Source organism: Spirochaetota bacterium, from assembly GCA_017999915.1.
GTDB lineage: Bacteria > Spirochaetota > UBA4802 > UBA4802 > UBA5550 > RBG-16-49-21.
On the sequence record JAGNKX010000008.1, the window covers coordinates 44,072 to 66,115 of the forward strand.

The 22,044-nt window shown below is 57.3% G+C and carries 17 protein-coding genes; 12 read left to right on the forward strand and 5 right to left on the reverse strand.

What is annotated here, in order from left to right; all coding sequences use genetic code 11:
• Positions 1-98 precede the first annotated feature (98 nt).
• The 5 genes from uppS (at position 99) to KA369_12715 (ending at position 5,736) form a co-directional block, all read left to right on the forward strand.
• A complete protein-coding gene (gene uppS / locus KA369_12695) occupies positions 99-815 on the forward strand; it encodes a di-trans,poly-cis-decaprenylcistransferase (protein MBP7736826.1) in 717 nt (238 codons plus the stop codon).
• On the forward strand, positions 812-1,699 hold the full coding sequence (locus KA369_12700; GenBank protein ID MBP7736827.1) for a phosphatidate cytidylyltransferase: 888 nt from the start codon (positions 812-814) through the stop codon (positions 1,697-1,699). The genes uppS and KA369_12700 overlap by 4 nt, the downstream gene beginning before the upstream one ends.
• Positions 1,700-1,713: 14 nt before the next feature.
• On the forward strand, positions 1,714-2,892 hold the full coding sequence (locus tag KA369_12705) for a 1-deoxy-D-xylulose-5-phosphate reductoisomerase (GenBank protein ID MBP7736828.1): 1,179 nt from the start codon (positions 1,714-1,716) through the stop codon (positions 2,890-2,892).
• A gap of 37 nt (positions 2,893-2,929) precedes the next feature.
• Positions 2,930-4,492, forward strand: a complete 1,563-nt coding sequence (locus tag KA369_12710) for a site-2 protease family protein (GenBank protein MBP7736829.1) — start codon at positions 2,930-2,932, stop codon at positions 4,490-4,492.
• 212 nt (positions 4,493-4,704) lie between these two features.
• Positions 4,705-5,736, forward strand: a complete 1,032-nt coding sequence (locus tag KA369_12715; protein MBP7736830.1) for an adenylate/guanylate cyclase domain-containing protein — start codon at positions 4,705-4,707, stop codon at positions 5,734-5,736.
• Positions 5,737-5,766: 30 nt separating this feature from the next.
• On the opposite strand, the gene KA369_12720 is transcribed toward KA369_12715, so the two are convergent.
• Both KA369_12720 and KA369_12725 read right to left on the reverse strand, forming a co-directional pair.
• Entirely contained in the window at positions 5,767-7,749 is a 1,983-nt protein-coding gene (locus KA369_12720) for a SpoIIE family protein phosphatase (GenBank protein MBP7736831.1), read from the reverse strand.
• A 381-nt stretch (positions 7,750-8,130) separates the two neighbouring features.
• Positions 8,131-8,517 carry an HU family DNA-binding protein gene (locus KA369_12725; GenBank protein MBP7736832.1) on the reverse strand — a complete coding sequence of 129 codons (387 nt, stop codon included), beginning with the start codon at positions 8,515-8,517 and terminating at the stop codon, positions 8,131-8,133.
• Positions 8,518-8,934: 417 nt separating this feature from the next.
• Here KA369_12725 and KA369_12730 point away from each other — a divergent pair, with 417 nt between their 5' ends.
• The 3 genes from KA369_12730 to KA369_12740 all read left to right on the forward strand — a co-directional run bounded on the left by KA369_12730 (position 8,935) and on the right by KA369_12740 (position 13,277).
• On the forward strand, positions 8,935-9,201 hold the full coding sequence (locus KA369_12730) for an RNA-binding protein (protein MBP7736833.1): 267 nt from the start codon (positions 8,935-8,937) through the stop codon (positions 9,199-9,201).
• Positions 9,202-9,593: 392 nt separating this feature from the next.
• On the forward strand, positions 9,594-11,660 hold the full coding sequence (locus KA369_12735) for a HAMP domain-containing protein (protein MBP7736834.1): 2,067 nt from the start codon (positions 9,594-9,596) through the stop codon (positions 11,658-11,660).
• Between the two features lie 279 nt (positions 11,661-11,939).
• On the forward strand, positions 11,940-13,277 hold the full coding sequence (locus KA369_12740) for a hypothetical protein (protein MBP7736835.1): 1,338 nt from the start codon (positions 11,940-11,942) through the stop codon (positions 13,275-13,277).
• A gap of 447 nt (positions 13,278-13,724) precedes the next feature.
• On the opposite strand, the gene KA369_12745 is transcribed toward KA369_12740, so the two are convergent.
• The 3 genes from KA369_12745 to KA369_12755 are packed head-to-tail and all read right to left on the reverse strand — an operon-like array spanning position 13,725 to position 16,810.
• Entirely contained in the window at positions 13,725-14,258 is a 534-nt protein-coding gene (locus KA369_12745) for a DoxX family membrane protein (protein MBP7736836.1), read from the reverse strand.
• A complete protein-coding gene (locus KA369_12750) occupies positions 14,248-14,745 on the reverse strand; it encodes a rhodanese-like domain-containing protein (GenBank protein MBP7736837.1) in 498 nt (165 codons plus the stop codon). The genes KA369_12745 and KA369_12750 overlap by 11 nt, the downstream gene beginning before the upstream one ends.
• On the reverse strand, positions 14,732-16,810 hold the full coding sequence (locus KA369_12755) for a GAF domain-containing protein (GenBank protein ID MBP7736838.1): 2,079 nt from the start codon (positions 16,808-16,810) through the stop codon (positions 14,732-14,734). The genes KA369_12750 and KA369_12755 overlap by 14 nt, the downstream gene beginning before the upstream one ends.
• A 236-nt stretch (positions 16,811-17,046) precedes the next feature.
• Here KA369_12755 and KA369_12760 point away from each other — a divergent pair, with 236 nt between their 5' ends.
• The 4 genes from KA369_12760 (at position 17,047) to KA369_12775 (ending at position 22,018) form a co-directional block, all read left to right on the forward strand.
• Positions 17,047-17,880, forward strand: coding sequence for a hypothetical protein (locus KA369_12760; GenBank protein MBP7736839.1), 834 nt, complete (start codon positions 17,047-17,049; stop codon positions 17,878-17,880).
• A gap of 22 nt (positions 17,881-17,902) precedes the next feature.
• Positions 17,903-19,138, forward strand: coding sequence for a SpoIIE family protein phosphatase (locus KA369_12765; GenBank protein ID MBP7736840.1), 1,236 nt, complete (start codon positions 17,903-17,905; stop codon positions 19,136-19,138).
• Between the two features lie 416 nt (positions 19,139-19,554).
• Complete coding sequence (locus tag KA369_12770) at positions 19,555-21,009, forward strand: T9SS C-terminal target domain-containing protein (protein ID MBP7736841.1); 1,455 nt, start codon at positions 19,555-19,557, stop codon at positions 21,007-21,009.
• Between the two features lie 70 nt (positions 21,010-21,079).
• Positions 21,080-22,018, forward strand: coding sequence for a DUF1566 domain-containing protein (locus KA369_12775; protein ID MBP7736842.1), 939 nt, complete (start codon positions 21,080-21,082; stop codon positions 22,016-22,018).
• The last annotated feature ends 26 nt before the right edge of the window (positions 22,019-22,044 follow it).

Genomic DNA, 22,044 nt, shown 5'->3' on the forward strand with positions numbered 1-22,044 from the left:
AGGCTGCCCTTGAAGACCCCCCCGGCCCCCCGAGGGGGCGCCGGAATCATGCCCCCTCAGGGGGTTAGGGGGGGATACGATACAGCCCCGAAAATTTAATGAAAAACTATTTATCCCTTATCAACAAAAAAAAGGTCCCCTCCCATGTCGCCATCATCATGGACGGCAACGGGCGGTGGGCGAAGAAAAAATCACTGCCCCGGTCCGAAGGCCACAGGCGCGGGGCGGAGATCATCGAGCCCCTCATGGACGCGGCCATCGGCATCGGCATAAAGGCCGTTTCCCTCTACGCCTTCTCCACGGAAAACTGGCGGCGTCCGCGGACCGAGGTCCTGAGCCTCTGGAAGCTCCTCGATTACTTCTTCAAGGAGAAGATCGGGGTGCTCAAGGAGAAAGGCATACGGGTCAGGCATTCCGGCCTCCGGGACCGCCTTCCGTCGTCATCCATCAAAACCATAGAGAACGCGGTGCGCGAGACGCGGGACAACCGCACCCTCACCCTGAATTTCTGCCTCAACTACGGCGGCCAGCAGGACATCGTGCAGGCGGTCAACGGCTGGCTGGACGACCGCGGCCCGCGGGACCGGCTGACCCCGAAGGAGGTTGAAAAGCGCCTCTTCACGGCCGGCATGCCTCCGGTGGACCTGATGATCCGCACCGGCGGAGAGTCCCGCATCAGCAATTTCCTGGTATGGCAGCTCGCCTACGCCGAGCTGATGTTCATGGAGGTGCTGTGGCCCGATTTCAGGCCCGCGCACCTCTACCGGGCGATATACGAATTTCAGCAACGAGAAAGGAGATTTGGCGGATTATGAGCGATGTCAAGAAGAACACCCTTATCCGAATATTGAGCGCCGTGGTGGCGCTCCCCGTTTACGTGTTTACGATCGTGACCGACCTGGCCCAGGCCATCCCCATCCTGGCATGCTCGCTTATCGTTTCCCTGGCGTGCCTGTACGAGTACTACTGCATCTCGGAGCGGGGGGAGGAGGGAAGCCCCTTCATGAAAACCGGCATGGCCTTTGCCGTCGTCATCAATATCGTCATGTACCTGTTCGCCTACGGCAGGCTCTACGGCTACAGCAGGTATATCCCGGTCTTCGACGCCCGGGTGGTCATGGGCGTCATGACGGTCTTCCTATCCGTCGTGCTGGCGCTGCAGCTCTTCACCAGGCCCCTGAAGGGCGCCGCCTATTCGGTGGGGACCACCCTCTTCGGACTGGTCTACATCGTGTTTTCCTTTTCGCATATCATTTTAATGAAGTCGCTCGTCAACGGCGTATATTATATCTTCATTCTGAACATCGTGGTCATGATCAATGACACCTTCGCCTATTTCGGCGGCGTCCTCTTCGGAAAGCACAAGACCGGCTTCCCGGTGTCGCCCAACAAGTCATGGGAGGGGTATTTCTCCGGCCTACTCTTCAGCGTCCTCGCCATGGTCATCACGAACCAGGTCTTCATATCGTTTTTCGACAGGAGCCTCTTCGGCATGATCGAGTCGGTCATCCTGGGGATCGTCCTGTCGGCGACCGGAAACCTGGGCGACCTGGTGGAATCGGCCTTCAAGCGCGACGGCTCCACCAAGGACTCCGGTTCCATCATCCCGGGCCATGGCGGCATGTGGGACGTCTTCGACGCCCTGATATTCTCCTATCCGCTCTTTTACTATTACCTGGTCCTGAAGGGGGTCGCCTGATATAATTCAGGCGTATGGGCAAATCGATATCCATACTCGGGTCCACGGGCTCGATCGGCGAATCGACGCTGCGGGTGCTGCGCTTCCTTAAAGAGGAGTTCCGCGTCCACGGCCTCGCCTGCGGGGGTAACATCGCCCTGCTGGAAAAGCAGATCCGGGAGTTCGAGCCCGCCGTGGTCGCCGTGGGGTCCGCCGACGCGCTGGCGGCCCCCGAATACCGGGACCTCCTGAAGAAGTTCCCCTCCGTGGAATTCCTCGAAGGGGAAGAGGGCACGATCGAGCTGGCCCGCCGGAGCGTCGACGTGCTGGTGTCGGCCATTGTCGGCGCCGCGGGACTCAAGCCCACCCTGGCGTCGCTGGGGGCGGCGAAGCGACTGGCCCTGGCGAACAAGGAGACCCTGGTCATGGCCGGGGACCTCGTGAAGAAGGGGCTGGCCGCAACCGGCACCGAGATGATACCGGTGGACAGCGAGCACAGCGCCGTGTTCTGCCTTACCAGGAACCTGGCGGCCCCGGATATCGAGCGGGTCATCCTCACCGCCTCCGGCGGGAGCCTCCGGGGGACGCCGGTGGAGGACCTTCCCCTGGTGACGCCGGAGCAGGCCCTGGCACACCCCACCTGGGACATGGGGAACAAGATCACCATCGATTCAGCCACCCTCATGAACAAGGGCCTGGAGGTGATCGAGGCGCACCACCTCTTCGACCTTCCCTATGACAGGATCGGCGTGATGGTGCACCCGGAGAGCGTGGTCCACTCCATGGTGGAGACCGTGGACGGCGCCCTGTACGCGCACATGGGGGTGACCGACATGGTGTTCCCTATCCTGAACGCCCTGACCTACCCGGAAAAGCGCGGCAACCCCTTCGGGAGGCTCGCCCTCGAGGAGGTGGGATCGCTCACCTTCGCGGCCTGGGACCCGGGCCGCTACCCGGCCCTCCAGCTCTGCTACGGCGCGGGGCGCCGGGGCGGTACCATGCCGGCCATTCTGAACGCCGCCAACGAGGCGGCGGTGGCGGCCTTTCTCGCGGGGAGGATCCGCTTCACGGATATCGTGAGGATCGTCGAGAACACCATGGCCAGGCAGAATGTTCTGGACAATCCGGGCCTGGTGGAGATTGTTGACGCAGACCGGGAGGCCCGTGAAATCGCCTCGGGTCTCATCGGAAAAATGTGTAACGAAAACTGCTGAGTTGAATCAGTTACTATAGGAAAGAGGGAGTCGTATAATGCAATATGTAATCTATATCGCGGCCGGGATCGTCCTCCTGGGCCTCTGTATCTTTATCCACGAGCTCGGGCATCTCCTGGGAGGCATGATGGTCGGCATCAAGGCCAAGACCTTTTCCATCGGCATGGGCAAGGGAATCGTCAAGAAAAAGATCGGCGACACCACCTTCCAGATCGCGCCGTTTCCCTTCGGAGGGTACTGCCAGTTCTACGGCGAGGACCCGTCCGAGGAGCGGACCGGGCAGGGCTTCGAGTTCCTGTCGGCCCATCCCCTGAAGAGGATCGTGACCGTGGCCATGGGGCCCCTTTTCAACCTCTTCTTCGGCATCATCATTTTCTTCGTCATGAACCTCGTCGGTTACTCGAAGGACACGAACCAGGTGTACATTCCCGAGCAGATGCAGTCGGGGAAGAACGTGTCCGCGGCCTACGCCGCGGGCCTGAGGAGCAATGACTGGATCGTGAAGATCGGCCCGGAGGACGTGCACAGCTTCGCCGATATTTCCGCCGCGGTCATGTTCAGCGAGGGGAAGAAGCTCGACGTCACGGTGAAGCGCGACGGAAAGGAGCTCGTCCTCCCGGTGACCCCGAAGAAGAACGAGGGGAGCGGCCGCTTCGAGATCGGCGTGATGCCCCACGGCTCACGCATCCTTATCGTCGAGCTGGTGGAGGACGGCGCGGCCAGGGCGGCGGGGCTCCGCGAGATGGACGAGATCGTGTCCATGGACGGGAAGCCAGTCGCGAGCGAGGCCGAATTCTCGAAGTACGTCAACGGCCATGCGGACAGGACGGTGCGCTTTAAAGTTGTGCGCAAGGGAAAAGAGTTCGAGAAGGATATCGTCCCCCGCCTGAACGACGTGGTGCGCTTCCGGCCCGTCGACGAAAAGGGGAACAAGGGCAAGACCATTTCCATCATGAAATCGAAGAACCTCCAGAAATACCTCGACAAGGGATCGATCATGATCAATGGCCGGAAGATCCTGACCTACGAGGGTCTCATCGGCACGGTAAAGGAAGTCGAGGGAAAGCAGATATCGTTCCAGATCGACAAGGAGCAGTACCGGGGCACCGCCGAAACCGACAAGGTCGGGCTCATCGGCATATTCCAGGCCGTGGCGCCGGACCAGGTGCATGTGCGGTACGGCATCAGCCAGGCCTTCGTGCAGTCCTTCGTCGAGCCCTATAAATGGATCGTGCTGAACCTGAAGGGCCTCGGCATGCTCTTCACCGGCAGGATGAACGTGCGGGAAAACCTCTCCGGTCCCATCAGGATCGTCCAGATCGCGGGCCAGGTGGCGTACTACAAGGGAATGTCGGACTTCATCCTCCTCATGGCGAAGATATCCATCATACTTATGGTGATGAACCTCCTTCCCATCCCCGTGGTGGACGGGAGCCATCTCATCTTCTTCACCATCGAGATGATCAGGAGAAAGCCGATGAGCCAGAAGGTGATGGAGCGGATCCAGACCGTGGGCATCGTCATCCTCGCCCTGATCATGGGCTTCGCCATCTTCAACGACATATCGATGCTGCCCTTCATCCAGAATTTCTTCAAGTAGGGCATAGACAAGAAATCGTAATCCAGCCTTTTCCCCCTCCCTTGATGGGAGGGGATAGGGGAGGGTGATCGTCATCTTTAAATTATCAGTATGTTCCACCCCCACCTGGCCTCCCCCATCAAGGGGGAGGGATTTGCTTTCCAATAATTAGTATTGACACCGTTTTTTTCCTGTGACACAGTCATGGATCCTGTTCGAAGCGCGAGGTGCTCATGAAGGTATCACGCTATCACGGCGTCAAGTTCGGCCTCCTGGTGGGACCCTCCCTGGCCGGGATCGTCCTCGGCGCGGCCATAGCGTTCTTCTTCGTGTCGAAGAACCCGACGAAATGGACGGCCGTCCAAGGCGGCCTCTGCGGCCTCCTCATCGGGTTCACCGCTTTTTACATGGAGTATTTCGTCTTTGACCGCATCAGGAAGCTTACGGTCATCCTGAGCGCCGTCCTCCGGTCGATCATCTTTTCAGTCGTCATCGTCATCTCCTACGTCATATCAGACCTCCTGGTGTTCGGCGCCGCCACGCTGGCCTACGACGTCAGGACCTTTATCATGCCGAGCTTCGGCCTTGCCATGACGTCCATCCTGGCGCTCATGCTCCTGATCAACATAAGCAGGCTCCTGGGCCAGAAGGCCCTGGTGCGGCTCCTGGTGGGCCTGTACCACAAGCCGATCATAAGGAAAAGGATATTCATGTTCATCGACCTGGCGTCGTCCACGGCCATCGCTGAGGAGATCGGCGACATACGGTTCCATTCCTTCCTGAACGACTTTTTCTTCGACGCGACGCGGCCCATCGTGGAATGCAAGGGAGAGATCTACAAGTACGTCGGCGACGAGATCATCGTCTCCTGGACCATGAAGGGCGGCCTCAAAGACCTCAACTGCATAGAGTGCTTCTTCCTGATAGAGGACGCCATCGAGGCGCTGCGCGGCCGGTACGAGCGGCAGTACGGCGCGTTCCCGCGATTTTCCGCCGGGATCCACTGCGGCGACGCCGTCATCGGCGAGATGGGGGATTACAAGCGCGAGGTGGCCTTTCTCGGCGACGTGGTCAATACCACGTCGCGTATCCAGTCCGAATGCAAGGCCCGGGGCCGGCGCCTCATCATTTCCGGTGACCTCTACGGCGAATTGTCCGGGGCGAGCCCCGGGTCTTACGGGTTCGAGAATCTCGGGTCCATCACGCTGCGGGGGAAGAAGAGGGAAGTGCCGCTGTACAGTGTCACCAGGAAGGCTTCCGCCTGAGGTGCGCCGTGTAATGCGCCGGGCGGCCTGTCATTTTACGTCGATGACGACCAGGGTGATGTCGTCCTGCGGCTCCCTGCCGGCCGGGATGAAGCCGTTCACCTCGCTGATGATCCTGTCTGCGAATTCCTCCAGTCCCAGGCCTCCGGTCTCATGGATCAGGTCGAGGAAGCGCCTGTCCCCGAAGAGCTCGCCGGAGACGCTGGCCGCCTCGACGATGCCGTCGGTGAAGATGACGATGCGGTCGCCCCGGGAGATGGCCCGCGTCTGCGTCACGTACTCGGCCGACGGGTTCATCCCCAGGAGGATCCCCCTCGGCTTCAGCTCGTCGACCCGCTCCCCGGCCCCGCTGCAATGAAGCACCGGCAGGTGCCCGGCGGAGGCATGGCGGAGAGTCATGCGCTCCCTGTCCACCATGACGTAACCCGCCGTTATGTAGTTGTTCCGGATCTTGTCGTAAAACATCGAGTTCAGGTTCTTCATCAGGAGGGCCGGATCAGCCAGGCGCTCGCGCTGGAAGGAGAAGGCGACCTTCATCATGGACGCGATGAGGGACGCGGGCACGCCGTGGCCGGTGACGTCGGCGATCAGGACCCCCAGGCCGCTCCCGTCCGGGATGACCTGGAAGTCGTAGAAATCGCCGCCGACGGCGCCCATGGGGATGTACCGCGCGGCGATCGCCAGTCCCGGGACGTCGGGCGTTTTTTCCGGAAGGATCGACAGCTGGATCTCCCGGGCGATGCGCAGCTCCTGCTGGATCGCGATGAGTTCGCTCCGCTCCCTGGCCGCCCGGACCGCCCCGTTGTAGAGATTGACGAAGCGGTCTCCCAGGGCCCCGGCGATGGCCAGGATAAAGGCGAGGAAGCCGTAATGGGCCATCCAGGGGACGGACACGTCGGTCATGCCGATCAGTATGTCCGCCGCGACCGTCGCCGCCACGATGATGAAGGCCCCCAGCATGATCCGCGCGTCGTTCCGCTTCCTCTGGCGGAAGAGGTACCAGAGGCTGTAGAGCATCGCGGCCAGATAGATCCAGTAGGTAACATAGTCGGAAAGATAGAAATACCTGGTAACGTCCGGGTAGCTCAGGGAAAGATACACGAGGCTCCCGCCGATCAGCGCGTCAAAGGCGATGGACGCGCGGTTGTAGAATCGCTCCTCGAAATAATAAACGAGGAAGTGGAGGAAGAGACCTATCAGGACGGCTTCGGCGCAGTATTCCGTGAATTTCAAGACCGCGAAATTATCGATGATGAAGTATTTTGTCTGGCTGCGGAGCAGGGTCACCAGGCCCACGGAGGCGGTGAAGAGGGCGAAGAAGAGGTTCTCGAAGGTCCTCGGGCGCCTGAAAAAAAGGAAGGCGTGGTAGAGCGCGACGATGAGGTAGAGGGCGCTCATGACGATGATGATATTCTCGGTCAGGTGGAAGCGGTCGACCAGGGACCGGTACGATCCGATGCGCTGGTCTCCCATGTAGATGCCGGCGGTATCGTAGTCCATGGAGTGTACGCGCACGGCCAGCACCGTGTCGCTTCCCGGCCGGAACAGGTCGCGGGGTACCGGATAGATCCTGGTGCGGTCGTAGGAATGGCGGCCGGCGCCGTAGCCTAGGTCCCCCGGGAACAGGCCGGTCCTGCCGATGAGCCGGCCGTTGCAGTACACCTCGTCCGCGTCGTCGATCCATCCGAGCTCGATGCCGGGCACGAGGGTTCCCGGCATTTCCGGCATGGCGATATGGAGACGGTACCAGCCGTAGCCATGGTGCTTTCTGCCGGGGGGCAGCCGGAACCAGTTCAGGGGAACCTCAATGGGTTCCCAGCCGGAGTCATCAAGGCCGCTGTCGCGGTACGAGGGATCGTCTCCCCGCCTGAAGAGCCAGGTCCCCTTCAGGCTTGCCGCGCGAATGTCTCCCCTGCCGTCGGGTATCCACCGGCTGATGGCGATGCGTCCTCCATCGTGCTGCCGGGACGGTTCCGCGTCACCGCAGCTTACTGAAAAAAAGGCGATTATCACCGCGGCTATCATTAACGGTATTGAACGCAGTTTCCCGATATGCGGGGATCTGATATGGTCGTGCGGGAGGTCCATTCCGGAGTATTGTCCTGTGGCGTATCCTTTTTATACATTCAGGAGCGGCGGCCGTGGCAGGTCAGCCATGACATGGAGGATCGGAATTCGCTTTTTTCCTGTCAACTCTTTTAGGGCGCTGCCGGCGTGGATCCGCGATGATCAGCGCGGGTGACTCGGTCGTGAGGGCCGGCCGGCGGCATATAATGCCCCGGGCTATTTTTCCGTATCAGGCTATGCAAAAAAGCCTCTTCCGCATCGTGGAAAGAGGCTTTCTCGCTCTATAACGGTTATGCCGTTACGGAAAGGGGCGGAGGATGCCGCCCGCTATTTTACCGTGGCCTTGAGGGCCGCTTCCTTGTAGGCCTTGCTGAAGGAGAACTTCGGCACCTTGGTCGCTTTTTTCGCCGCTATGGTGATCTCCTCGCCGGTGAGAGGATTCCTGCCGATGCGCGCTTTCGTCGCGGGTTTGACCTTGATGAAGAGCTTGCCGAATTTGCCAAGCGGCACCCTCTGGCCCTTCATGACGCCGGCGTTGATGACATCGAACAGATCGTCGATCATCTCCTGGGCCTTCGACCGTTGGAGGGTATGCTTTTCGGCGATGTATTTGGCTATTGTCTGGGCCGTGTATTTCTCCGGGTAGCTTACTTTTGTCTTCGCTGCTTCCTTGGGCGCTGCTTTCTTTGCGTTCTTGCTTGTTTTTGTGGCCATCATATCTCCTTATGTATGTTTATTGTTGTCAATCATGGAATATCCGCTACGATGGAGAAGATCCCTCCCGATGCCGGCTTCGGCACAATGGCGTATCCGTCATCCGGAAGATGAAAGGGTTATACCTACCCTGAATAGTACCCGTAACCGTTTCGGAAATTCCTTTGAATTGAAAATGATATCAGAAATCATTTTATAATTAATAACTGAGCGGCTTTTCCAATTAGTCAAGCATTTTTACGGTTATATCGACCATGGACCGCCACTGTTTTATTAATTAACTTGATAAAAAACAGGGTATGCTGATTAGTGACATCAATTGTTAATAATTAGTGGAGTTATGAAGTAGATCATACCTTGTCATCTATCTCTTAATAACGTCTATCGTTAACAAAATTCAGTCAATGGGAGAATGAGATGCAGGGAAGAACGCTCTATGTCGGGAATCTGAGTCTGTCTCTACGCAAGGAGAAATTGTTCGAGTTGTTTTCCGGGTACGGAAGCGTCCTCGATGTGAAGATTGTCGGGGACAACGCCTTCGGATTCATTGAAATGTCCAGCACGGATGAGGCGGAAAACGCCAAAAAATCCTTGAACGGTTACGATCTGGAAGGACTTAAATTGAAAGTCGATGAGGCCCGTCCTAAAAACTACAGAAAGACCGGCGGACCCCGGCAGTACTGATCCGCTCCGTCTCTTCATTTCACCCGGGGTCGGCCCATAGTGCGAGGTGCCCAGGTTTCCGTATCCTGAGGCGCCCCCGGCACGGCTGATATCTAACGCTGCGCCCTATCCCGGTCCCAGGCTGATAATAAAAAAAGCCATGTTCTTTTCGCGATATTGAAATCTTCGCCCGCCCCATCTATATTCCCGGCCCATGCCAGAACGGCTGTATAGGATCATCTCCCTGTAGGGGAAACCCCCTTTAAAAAATTAGTCGTTTTGACTACAGAATAATCGTTAAATCATTTGTTTGATATTTCTGAAAAATATATATTATTGTAACATGAATGGAAATAGTACCTGTCGCGGTGTGGTGCGCGGTTACGCATAATCTTTTACGAGGGATACATGATATGACAAAAATATCGATGAAAAGCCTGAAGGTGATAATTTCCCTTATTGCCATTGTCGTTATAACCGTCCTTACGGTTATTCTTGTGGTGACATCCTACAATGTGGCTTACAGCGCCATCGAGAAGGCTTACATGAACCAGGTCACGAATTTCAACAAGGAGATCGAGCGCAACCTGGTCGATTTCTATGAAACCGAGATCAAGAACGCCTCCTTCTTCGCGAAGTATCCGCCGGTCATAGACGCGGCTCGGGCCGGACGATACAATGAGATCCGTCCCCTCCTCGCACATTTTTTCAAGGAAAAGGGGATCTATGAGCAGATATTCGTCTCAACTGCGGAGCTTAATTCCCGCATCATGGTGTCGGCCGACGGAAAAGCCGATGGCATCAGGTGGGGGGAGATCCCGGTGTACGTTGAAAATGCCAGGAAAGCCCTCAAGGGCGAGATCCATGTGAGCGATATCGGCAAATCTCCTGCCACGGGACTGACGGTCCTGCTCATAACGGTGCCGATCATGGCGGACGGAAGAGTCGCCGGGATCCTGGGCCTGCCGGTGGACGTAGGCCCCTTCTCAAGGCGGCTGGTGAAGGAGGTGAAGATCGGGGACACCGGGTATCCGTTCATACTGAACTATTCCGGGATGACCATCGCCCACCCGAATGAGGATAATATTTTCAAACTTGACGCCAACAAGTACGACTGGGGACAGAAGATGATGAAATCCCCCAGCGGCTCCATTATTTACTACGCATGGGAGGGAAAGGACAAGTTCCTCACCTTCGTGAAAAACGAGAAATACAAGTTCTACATCGCCACTTCCATGTATCTTTCCGATATCAACGCAAACGCACGGTCCATGGCTCTCATCATGATCGTGCTGGGCCTCGCGGTCATCATCGCCAGCGCGGTGTTCATGTACCTGTTCATCGCCAAGCGCCTGGCGCCGCTGGACGAGTGCAAGGACGTCATGGCGTCCATGGCCCAGGGCGATCTCACCGTACGCTATCAGGGCGTTAACCGGGGCGACGAGATAGGCGACATATCGGACGCGATGAACAGGACGCTGGACCAGTTCGAGAAGGTCGTGTCGGAGATCATCGTGTCGTCCCAGAACCTCGCCCAGGCGGTGGAGCAGATCGCCAGCGGAAACCAGAACCTGTCGCAGCGCACCAGCGAGCAGGCGTCCGCCCTTGAGGAGATCGCGTCAACCCTCGAGGAGGCCACGGCGACCATCAACCAGAACGCTGAGAACGCCGACCGGGCGCAGGACCTCACCGACACGGGCGTGGCACAGTCCGTAGAGGGGAACCAGGTCGCCATGGAGGCGGTGAATTCCATCATCGACATGAACAATTCGAGCAAGAAGGTGGGCGAGATCATCGCCGTCATCAACGAGATCGCGTTCCAGACGAACCTGCTGGCCCTGAACGCCGCAGTCGAGGCGGCGCGGGCCGGAGAGCAGGGCCGGGGCTTCGCGGTCGTGGCCGGCGAGGTCCGCAACCTGGCGCAGCGCTCGGGCAACGCGGCCAAGGAGATCGAGGCGCTCATCAGGGACACGGTGAACAAGGTCGACAGAAGCACCGACCTGGTGAACAGGACCGGCGAGGCCCTGAGCAAGATCGCCGAAGCGAGCAAGCACACGGCGAAGATCATAACCGAGATCGCGGCGGCCAGCCAGGAACAGAAGCAGGGAATGAACCAGATCAACAACGCCATCACGGAAATGGACAGCGCCACCCAGCAGAACGCCTCCCTCGTCGAGGAGACGGCATCAGCCAGCGAGGAGATGGCCAACCAGGCGCAGGAGCTTCTGAACATGGTGGGCCGCTTCAGGATCGGCGATACCGTAACGGGCGAGGCCGAGAGCATGAAGCACCGCAATATCCATCTCTCCTTCGGAGGCAAGAAGGGGAAAGCGGCTGCCCCAAAGGCGGTTGCCGCGAAAAGATCCTCTGACGGAGACGGCAACGGCAGGGAAAAGACACCGGACGCGCCGTCCCCGGGGGCCGGCGACGAGGGCAAGCTCAAGACCATCCTGAAAAGCGAGGGCTTTGAGGAATTTTAGCATGCCCTGCGGACTATAATACTCCCATAGAAAACGCGGAAAAGGTTTTTCACATGACGGGCGGGCCCCCATAGGGCCCGCCCTTTCGTTGCGGCATGGGCGCGGGGACTCACTGCGGGGCAGGGGTAAGGAAAATTTCCCGACCGGATCGATAAAGATGGATGACAGGGGCGCATTTACCGTGTATATTGACCCCAGGGGGTCTGCCGCAGTTGACCTCCGCGGATGAGCCTGGACGGCGCGGAACGGGGCGCATTATCACTACCATGGGGGTAAGAGATGAAAAAACTATGGGCGGCTCTCTTCACGGCATCGCTCTTGTTCTACATGGCCTGTTCGGACAGCAACTCGGGCAATGCCAAAGATGATACGATAAAATACCTCACCTACGGCATCGTGTATTATTCGGCCATCTGGCAGAAGGTCACCGTTGCCGATGTTCCCGGTTTTTCCTTTACCAACACGGATGGCCAGAGCCTGACGCCCAGCTGCTCCTGCCCGCCGTCCTATGAGGCCACGAACAATAAGACAACGACCTACAATCCGGAGTTTGCCTTCTTCGTCAGGAGGGGATCGTCCAATAACCTGCTCATATTCTTCATGGGGGGCGGCGCCTGCTGGGACATCACCAACTGCGCGTACAATCACACTTACAGCGGCCAGCTCATCGAATCGAACCTGCTCCTGGGCATGGGCGCCACCGGCTCCCTCGGAGGGCAGGGAGTGGGGGGCATCGTGGACACGTCCAATGCGAATAATCCCTTCAAAGACTGGACCATGGTGTGGATACCCTACTGCACGGCCGACCTCGGCATGGGCCAGAAGGATTACACCTATCCCGAGGATTACGGCACGGCGTATCCCGGTGGTGTGACCATTCGCCACCGGGGCCTGGTGAACGTGAAGATGGTGCTCCAGTGGCTGCAGACCAATATAACGACCCCGCCGGACAAGCTCTTTGTCACCGGCTCCAGCGCCGGAAGCTACTCGGCCATGCTGGCATTCCCGCTGATACGGGATGTATTCAGTTCAACATCCACAAAGGCCTATGTGCTGGGGGACGCGGGAGAAGGCGTGGCTGGAGAATATGATCCCGATGGAGCCGGCGGTACGGCGGCTGTACCGTTCATGCAGGTTGTTGAAAATATATGGGGCCTGCAGTTAGACCGGATGGGAACCAAGTTCTCGGGTAAAACCGTGGCTACTTATAATTATAATTACAATGAAATAGTGAAGGCCATTGTTGATTTTTATCCCAACGACCGTTTTGCCCAGTACACGACCATGTGGGACAAAACACAGGTGTGGTTTTATTACATCCAGAAGGATAATAATATACATTCACCTGACCAATGGGGAGCGGAGGAAAATGCTGACCCTGGAGAGAGTATTTCAACAGAATGGAAAAACCTCATGCTGACTAACATTGATATTGCCGGTGACAACTACTGGTATTACATCGGCCCCGGTAAGGACCATACTATAGATCTTAGGCCGAGATTTTATACTGAAACATCACAGGGCGTTTATTTCTTTGACTGGGTCACATCCTTTGTGAATGATGAACTGACAATTAATGATAATAAGGTCTGCACAGATTGTCCCTTTGTGCCTTGATCAAAAAAGATGTCTCATAAATACTGCTGATTAGAAAGCGGGAGGATCATCCTTCCCTTTTTTATACCCGCGTCAGGGATGACGCGGGAGGCGTACCCTCATCCCCCGGCCCCTTCTCCCATTTAGAATGGTAGAAAGGAGAAGGGGGGCGTTGAAAAAGTCGTTAAAGCGGAAACCCTCTCCTTTTTAAGGAGAGGGTGCGCGGAGCGCGGGTGAGGGTAAAACATCCGCCCGCAGGGCGGATACTGATAGGCGATTGTTGTCTGAGGCTGCACAGAGCGAAGCGAATGCAGCCGAGTTAATCGCCAAGCCCGTCGCGGCGTTTGAGCGACCGGGAGGGAGGAGCGCGAGGCCGCCTTTATCTCGACTTCCTGTCGAGTGGCGGCAGGCGGGCTTCCTGCCCGCTCGATGTCGGCCGCGAAGGCCTTCATCCTCGCAAAAAATAACCTACTCATATTTTGTCTTTTCCAGATTCTTCAACCGCGTCCGCTCCCCGAAATTTTCCAGTGAGAGGAGGTGCCGCTCGGCGCGGAAAACGATGGCGAAGCCGCAGAGGAACACGCAGTTGCGGAGGATGAGCCAGGGAGTGACGTTCTCGGAGATGTTGATGCCCAGGAGCCCCAGCTGGAAGCAGCCGCACTCGAAGCTCCGGCCCCGGGCCACGTTGACCGATATGAAGGCGATGAAGGCGGTCATGAGGAGGAAGGCGACGGCCGCGGAGGCCCGCACCTTGACGCCGATGAGAAGGCAGAGCCCCAGGATCAGCTCCAGCGACGGAACGTATGAGGCGGCGTAGGGGACCAGCGCCTCCGGGAGAATGTCATAGCGGGCCACGATGAGCCCGAAGGACGCCGGGTCTGTCAGCTTGACCGCGCCGGTGAAGGCCAGCATGGCCCCGAGGGCTACCCGTAGTATCACCGTGACCCTGTTGCCGTAGAGGGCGCCATTCAGGGCCTTCCTGAGGCCGCTTTCATTTCCCATCCCGCTTCTCCCCGTCGACGGGGTATCCCTTCGATTTCCATTCCGGGATCCCCTGTTCGAGTATGTATATGGTCCTGCCGTATCCCCGCTTACGGATAACCTCCGCCAGCATGGCCGAGGCGCCGCAGGCGGGACCGTCGCAGTAGATCACCGCTTCCACCGGCTTATCGAGGATGGAGTAATCGGCCTTCCCCTTTCCCTCGGCCGCGTCCAGGGCGGGCATGTTAAGGGCGCCCCTGATGCGGGCCCGGTCGTATTCATCTTTCTCCCTGGCGTCGATGAAGAGGGCCCCGGCGTCATGCTTGATCTTCGCCTCGGCCGCGGATATGGCCACGATCTTACGGGCTTCGAGGGCCTGCCTGCCTGCCAGGACGAAGCCGCGCGGATGAAGCAGGTTCACGCACAGGCCGGCGGCGCCTGCCATGACAAGAATGACGGCCATGTCTTTAACGAGGCGCCGTGTTTTACGCTTATCACTGACTGACATTGTCCTCCATGTATCGCTTGAACGCGTCGGTGTTTATTTTTTCGTAAATCCTTTTATCGATGAAGAGCTCCACCAGGTCCCGGTCAAGGACCCATTTTTCAGCTTCCTCGCGCAGTATCTTCAGCACCCGGTCCCGGGGCAAGGCCTTTTTATAGGGGCGGTCGCTCGCGACCAGGGCGTCGTAGATGTCGGCGATGGCCATGATCCGGGACTGGAGGAGGGTGCTCTCGCGGCCGGCGAGGCCGTCCGGGTACCCCGTGCCGTCCAGCTTTTCATGGTGCCGCAGGGCGATCTCCGGGATGTTCCGGTATTCCGGCGGCCAGGGGATCTTGCTCACGAAGGAGTGGGTATGGAGCACGTGGCTTTCGATCTCCTTGCGCTCCATCGGGTTCAGGCTTCCCCTCCGGATAGAGAGGTTCAGTATGTCGAAGGGCGATATGACCAGGAGCCTGCCGCCGCCCACGTTAAGGCACTCGATCCCGTCTATCTCGCTCGATATCCGCTCCAGCGTCTCCTCCGGGTTCTGATCCACTACCGCCGGCTCGTTCATTTCAGAGAGCTTCTGCTTAATTTCCATGATCCTGTCAAGCTTGAATTTTTTCTCATCCCGGAGCTCCTCGAATGCGGCGAAGGAGTTCTCATCCTTCTTCATCTCCTTCAGCAGCTCGGCTTCCCTGGCGGAAAACTGCAGCTCGATGAAACGGTAGAGGTAGTTGAGGCGCAGGCAGAGATTGTCGAAGTCCTTGGGATAAAGCTTTTTTTCCTTCTTGAAGACCGAGAGGTCGATGTAGACCTTGCCGAAATCGTGGAGCAGCGCCGCGAGCTCGATCTCCTTGATCTGCGTATCGGTGAAATGAAAATCCTTGAGATATCCCTCGCTCACTTCGTTGACGGCCCGTGCCATGGCCGTGCAGATGTCCGCCACCCGGAAGGAATGGCCGGACGTGGCCGGGTCCCGCGACTCGATGGCGGAGACGGACGCCTTCACGAACTCCTCGAACTGGTTCTGGATCTGCATGATCATGCGGTTGTTCTCGATGGCGATCGCCGCCTGTCCCGCCACCGCCTCCATGAGGCTGTCGTACTTGTTGTTGAAGATGACGACGTGGCGGTCGAAGTCTTCCGGCGTCTCCAGCTTGATGGTGAAGGCCTCGTAGGCCCCGTCGCTGACCATTTCCGGGTTTTCCTTGCAGTTGATGAGCTGTATGACGCCGATGACCTCGTCCACGTGGTTCTTCATCGGCACCACCAGCATGGAGCGGCTCCGGTAATGGTTCTTCCTGTCAAAGGAGAGGTTGAAGGAATAGGGCGCGTCCGGCGGCAGGTTGTAAGCGTCGGAGATGTTCAGGACCTGGCCGGTGACCGCGACGTATCCCGATATCGATTTCTTGTCCATGGGAAGGACCATTTCCTCCAGGGGGATGTCGCGGGAAAAGGTATGGGAATACTTGAAGCGAAGGCGCATCTTCCCCTCCTCGTCCTGCTCCACCAGGAAGATGCTGCCGGCGTCGGCCCCGGTGATCCGCTTGCTCAGGAAGAGGAAGAGCCGGAGGAGCTTGTCCTGGTCCTTTTCGGTCGACAGGGCGCGGCCCATGTTGATCAGGTCTTCCTGGTCTTTCTTCGTATCGATGAGCCGGGCGAGGTACGTCTCCTGGAGGGAGCGGTTGACGTAGAGCTCGTTGATGACGGCGAAGGTCCTGCGCACGATGAAGGCAAATTCCGGGGCGGAGACCGGGTGGTGCCGGAAGTCTGATATTTCCCTCAGGTTCTCGAAGTGGAGCTCCCTGACCGATTCCTCGGGGCCGAATATGATGAACTGGTAGGTGATATCCGTGAAGGGAAGCACGCTCAGGAGCTTGTTCAGGTCCATGTACTCGTCATAGTGAAGGAATATGACCGCCAGAATATGGGTGTCGCTGACGTTGTCGATGAAGTCCTGGATGTCCTTGCCGATGTTGGCGGATTCCAGGATCGTGTAATCGTGCTCCTCCGGGATAGAGAGGAACGGCCGGGCCTTGTGGGAAATAAGGACGATGCTTTTGTTTCGTATCTGCAAAAGATCCATACATGAATCACCCGTATTGTGCCATCATGATCAAACATTTTTTAAAAGGCGTCAATGATAATTTTCATCACTGCCACAGCCTTTCCATGGACGATTATTATGTCGTTAACGACCGCCCATGTCATGGCTGCTGCGGATGAATAATACTTGACAGGCGCGCTTTTTATTGTAGACGAATTATTGCCTTTGTCGCATTCTCTGTGAATCGACCGGCGCGCTATACCATGAGCGATGTAATGAAAATAAATATCCACCAGACCCTGGAGGAGATCGGCGAGGCCGTCATGGCGGCCCTTGCTTACAAGCGCTATTCCCTGGACCACCTGGAGAGGGTCATGTCGGCCATCGATGATCTCATGATGAACCCCTCCAACCGGAAGGAGTGCGAAAACCACCTGCGGTCATCGGGAACCAATTATGTCCTTTTTTTCCTTTCCAACATCCTCTATAACCTGAAGCAGCGGGGCCAGCTGGTCCTCTCGGAAGAGGTCATGAAATGGCTCGGCAGCGTGTGGAAGAACTTTCTCAAGCGCAACAGGGCCTACCAGGAGACGTTCCCCGGCATCGATGAATACCGCATCAAGATGCGGAAGTATTATCCAGCCGGCGGCACCTTCATCAGCCAGATCGACAACGTCAACCTTGTCAGGGACGACTTCGTCGCCGACACGGAATCGGAGGAGAGCCCCATCCGCAGGCTGGAGCGCTTTTATGCGGCCGCGTGGGACATCCTGAGCGCCATGAAACCGAGCTATTTCTTCCTCCTCGATTATCACTACGAGAAAAAGATGACCACCGGCGTAGATTCGAAAGAGGCGGTGGCCCTGGAGGCGGGAGGGCTCACGAAGTTCGGCCATGTCAATTACACCTACGCGGACATCGCCGTCCTGATCTGCCAGTGCCTGGGGATCCTGGAGGCGGCATACCTCATTTTAAAGAAGAAAAAAATGCAGCGGCGCCTCGTGAACGTCAACGGGAAGCAGAAGTTCCTCACGACGCCGGAGATCTATAACCTCTACCTCGACAAATTCAACGCCATGAAGAAGGAGCTGACGAACCTGAACAAATAGTTCCGGCCCGCCACCGAGACCCATGACCGCCTACAAAGACAGGGATATCATCACCATCCTCGGGAACATACCCGTATTCCAGGGACTCGCCGAGGCCGACTACGCGGAAATCATGCCGCTCCTGAAGCCGGAGAAATTCTCTCCCGGCGCCCATATCATCAAGGAGGGCACCCACGGCGATTCGATGTGCATCATCGTCAACGGCGCGGTCAAGATAACCAAGACCGGCGGGGACGGCGAGGAGATACTGCTGGACACCTTTTACGCCGGCTCCTATTTCGGCGAGTTTTCCCTGGTGGACAACATGCCCCGCTCGGCCAACGTCATCAGCCTGGAGGACACGGAGCTGTTCCGCCTCGAGAAGAAAACCTTCGATTCGCTGCTGGCGAAGAACGGCTCCATATCGGCCGCCTTTTACCGGAACTGCCTGGAGGAGACCTTCTCCCGCTTCAGGAACATCATCGCGAACTTCGCCTTCACGGAGCACACCCTCCGCCAGACCTCGACGAAGCTGGATGAGCTGGACCGCGATCTCTCCATGGCCAGGGAGGTGCAGGGCTATTTCATCAACCGGGAGCTCCTCGACCACGAGCATTCCTTCCTGCCGGGGGTGCGGCATTCCTACGTGTACAAGCCGTGCATCGCCATCGGGGGCGATTTCCTGAACGTGACGGAGCTCCGGCCCGGCCTGGCCGGGATTATCATAGCCGACGTCATGGGCCACGGCATCACCTCGGCCCTGGGCACCGGCGTGCTCAAGAGCGCCTATTCCATCGCGGTGAGAGAGCTGGGACAGAGGCCGACGCAGCTCATGAAATACCTCAGCCGCCATTTCCTGAAGGTCATTCCGGAGCTGTACGCCACCTGCTATTACGCCCTGGTGGACATGAAGAGGAAAAAGATCCAGCTCGCCAAGGGGGGCCATCCCCAGCCCCTGTTCTGGAAAAACCGGCGCAAGGGCTTCATCGACATCCAGTGCCAGGGCACGGGCCTCGGCCTGGTGAAGAAGGCCCGCTTCGGCAGGGTGGAGTACTCCATCGAGCGGGGCGACAGGATCCTCTTCTATACCGACGGCATCATCGAGCAGAAGAACCCCCGGGGGGAGATGTACTCCGAGGGACGCCTCCGGAACATCTTCAGGGACCTGATACTCCGGAACGACGGCGATATCGTGAATAACCTTTTCAAGGACATGACATCCTTCGCCTCCCGCAAGGCGCTGGAGGACGACGTCACCCTGTTCCTCCTGGAGTTCTGAGGCGATCCTTCACGGTTAAACCCGGCCGTTCCCGCCCTGGCCATCAATCACTCTCTTCGGCCGCCTCTCATCACCGGAAAAACCGTCCGTTTCCGCCAATAGTTATGCTTTCATCCGCTTTTTTATCGCCAAAAATCTTAAAAACACAAGCCGTTCATTCTCCGGGAGTGGCCGTTCATTCCGTGCCCATTGACAGGGGTGTATAACTTTATATCTTTTTATAAGAAACACTGAGAGCATACAATACACAATTCGGCATGCTACGTCGCGGTCGGGCATTACTGATTCCTACCGTGGCAATATGGACCCCCGGGAGGGCGAAGTCCTGATTGGCTTCTTCCGGACAGGTCATGTCTCATAGGGGCAAAAAAGCAAAAGGGGCGCAAAAACCGGATTTTTTTGGAGGATTCATTGAAATGAAAAATTTGTTCAAGCCCGCGGCCTGCTGCCTGTTAATGGCGGCGATGTTGGCCTCCACTGCCTGCGAGAACATTGAGAAAAAGAAGGACAATAAAAGACTGCTTCCACTCCTTCTGCTGGGCTCCGTAACGGAGACAAGCTGGTACACGTTCATCGGCGGGAGCGGCAATGACTATGCGAACTCTATTATGCAGACCGCCGACGGCGGGTACATAATTGCCGGCAATGCAACCAAAGACATTGCGTCCATGGGAGGGAAGACGCCGATCAACCCGTATTCTGAGGGCTTTGATATGATCGTAGTGAAGCTCGATTTCAGAGGCGCTGTAGCCTGGCACACCTTCCTCGGAGAGAGCAGCTTTGAATTTGCCAGTTCCGTGACCCAGACCGCCGACGGCGGGTACATCGTCGCCGGTTCCGCTCTGGGAAATATCCCGTCCATGGGAGGCAAGACGCCGGTCAACGCCTATTCCTCGGACTATGATATGGTCGTGGTGAAGCTCGATTCAAGGGGCGTCGTTGTCTGGTATACCTTCCTCGGCGGGAGCGGTATGGATCAAGCAAAATCAGTGGCGCAGACTCTCGACGGCGGATGCATCGTCGCCGGTTATGCAGACACAAATATCGCGTCCCTGGGAGGGAAGTCGCCGATTATGGCGTATTCCTCAAACTCTGACATGGTCGTGGTGAAGCTCGATCCAAGCGGCGCCGTCGCCTGGTACACCTTCCTCGGCGGGAGCGGTTATGACCAGGCCTGCTCAGTGGCGCAGACCAAAGATGGAGGGTATATCGTGGCAGGTTATGCGGGCGCAAATATCGCGTCCATGGGAGGGGCAGCGCCGATCAACGCGTATTCCTCGGGCATTGATATGGTCGTGGTGAAGCTCGATTCAAGCGGCGCCGTCGCCTGGTACGCCTTCCTCGGCGGGAGCAGTGATGACCAGGCCTACTCCGTGGCGCAGACCAAAGATGGCGGGTACATCGTCGCCGGTTCCGCATATGCAAACATTGCGTCCATGGGAGGGAAGGCGCCGGTCCGCGCCTATTCCTCAGGTGAGGATATGGTCGTGGTGAAGCTCGATTCCAGTGGCGCCGTCGCCTGGTATACCTTCCTCGGCGGGAGCGATATTGATAGAGCCAATTCCGTTGCCCAGACAATCGACGGCGGGTACATCGTCGCCGGTACAGCGAACCAGGATGTTATTACCGGAAAAAACGATATGTCGGTGGTAAAGCTCGATTCAAGGGGCTCCATAGCCTGGTCCACCCTCCTTGACGGGAGCGGCGCGAATACGGCCAGCTCCGTGGCGCAGACCGGTGACGGCGGGTACATCGTCGCCGGTTCCGCATACGCAAACGTCGCGTCCATCGGGGGCGCAACACCGGTCAACGCCTATTCCTCGAACAGCGATATGTTCGTGGTAAAATTGAAGAGCAACGGTTCGTTGTGACCGGGGGGCTGAGATATATTGAAGATTCGTATTGTCAGAGGGGCGCATAATACATTCCGGGGATATTAAAATGAAAAATCTGCTTAAAACTATGGCATATTTCCTGCTGACGGCGGCGGTTTTGGCCTTCACGGCCTGCGAGATCAGTGAAAAAAAGGACAATAACTTGCTGCTCATGTTGCTCCTGGGGGGCGCCAATGGCGGAGATACCGTTGTAAACATCGCCGCCATACCCGGCGTGGTAGCGCCGGCTTATAGCGGGACACCAGTGACAACGATCACCGAGACAGACCAGTACACGGGAACAGTTGCGTGGAATCCTTCGGACAGTGCATTTGCCGCGACAACAGTCTACACCGCGACCATAACGCTGACACCCAAACCGGGATACAAAATAACCGGTGTGATTGCGGACTTCTTTACCGTAGCAGGAGCAACGAGCGTTACGAACAGCGCCGGCTCAGGGGTGGTAACCGCGGCATTTCCGGTGACGGACTGGGCGGTATATAATCTACGTGACACCGGTCCTGCCGGCGGGCTGATATTTTACATCAATCCCAATGCTTCGACTGATGGTTGGAAATACCTTGAAGCTGCTCCTGTCTCAACAGAATGGACAGAAAAAGTTTGGGGCGGTTATGGAACTGCGGTAACTGGTGCAGATGGGACTGCTATCGGAACAGGAAAACAAAATACAATAGATATAGTTTCTCAGTTTGGAGCGCAAGAGCCATACGAAAGCAAAACAGACTATGCGGCAAAACTTTGCAGTGATCTTGTAAGCGGGGGCTATGAGGACTGGTTTCTTCCATCAAAAGATGAATTGAATTTGATGTACACCAATTTAAAAGCGTACGAGGTTGGTAATTTTGGGAACAGCTATTATTGGAGTTCGTCTGAGGGCGACCATCTCAGCGCGTGGTACCAGTTTTTCTTAAATGGCGCCCCGAACTCCTACTATAAGTACCTCGTCTCCAACAAACGGGTTCGGGCTGTCCGGTCGTTTTAACAATCATTGGAAAAATATTTTTTGGG

Coding starts and splice junctions, on each gene's coding strand:
- KA369_12740 (MBP7736835.1), top strand. CDS start 11,940: ATGAAAAAACTATGGGCGGCTCTCTTCACGGCATCGCTCTTGTTCTAC.
- KA369_12755 (MBP7736838.1), bottom strand. CDS start 16,810: ATGGATCTTTTGCAGATACGAAACAAAAGCATCGTCCTTATTTCCCAC.
- KA369_12770 (MBP7736841.1), top strand. CDS start 19,555: ATGAAAAATTTGTTCAAGCCCGCGGCCTGCTGCCTGTTAATGGCGGCG.
- KA369_12725 (MBP7736832.1), bottom strand. CDS start 8,517: ATGGCCACAAAAACAAGCAAGAACGCAAAGAAAGCAGCGCCCAAGGAA.
- KA369_12765 (MBP7736840.1), top strand. CDS start 17,903: ATGACCGCCTACAAAGACAGGGATATCATCACCATCCTCGGGAACATA.
- KA369_12750 (MBP7736837.1), bottom strand. CDS start 14,745: ATGTCAGTCAGTGATAAGCGTAAAACACGGCGCCTCGTTAAAGACATG.
- KA369_12775 (MBP7736842.1), top strand. CDS start 21,080: ATGAAAAATCTGCTTAAAACTATGGCATATTTCCTGCTGACGGCGGCG.
- KA369_12710 (MBP7736829.1), top strand. CDS start 2,930: ATGCAATATGTAATCTATATCGCGGCCGGGATCGTCCTCCTGGGCCTC.
- KA369_12700 (MBP7736827.1), top strand. CDS start 812: ATGAGCGATGTCAAGAAGAACACCCTTATCCGAATATTGAGCGCCGTG.
- KA369_12745 (MBP7736836.1), bottom strand. CDS start 14,258: ATGGGAAATGAAAGCGGCCTCAGGAAGGCCCTGAATGGCGCCCTCTAC.
- KA369_12760 (MBP7736839.1), top strand. CDS start 17,047: ATGAAAATAAATATCCACCAGACCCTGGAGGAGATCGGCGAGGCCGTC.
- KA369_12735 (MBP7736834.1), top strand. CDS start 9,594: ATGACAAAAATATCGATGAAAAGCCTGAAGGTGATAATTTCCCTTATT.
- KA369_12730 (MBP7736833.1), top strand. CDS start 8,935: ATGCAGGGAAGAACGCTCTATGTCGGGAATCTGAGTCTGTCTCTACGC.
- KA369_12705 (MBP7736828.1), top strand. CDS start 1,714: ATGGGCAAATCGATATCCATACTCGGGTCCACGGGCTCGATCGGCGAA.
- KA369_12715 (MBP7736830.1), top strand. CDS start 4,705: ATGAAGGTATCACGCTATCACGGCGTCAAGTTCGGCCTCCTGGTGGGA.
- uppS (MBP7736826.1), top strand. CDS start 99: ATGAAAAACTATTTATCCCTTATCAACAAAAAAAAGGTCCCCTCCCAT.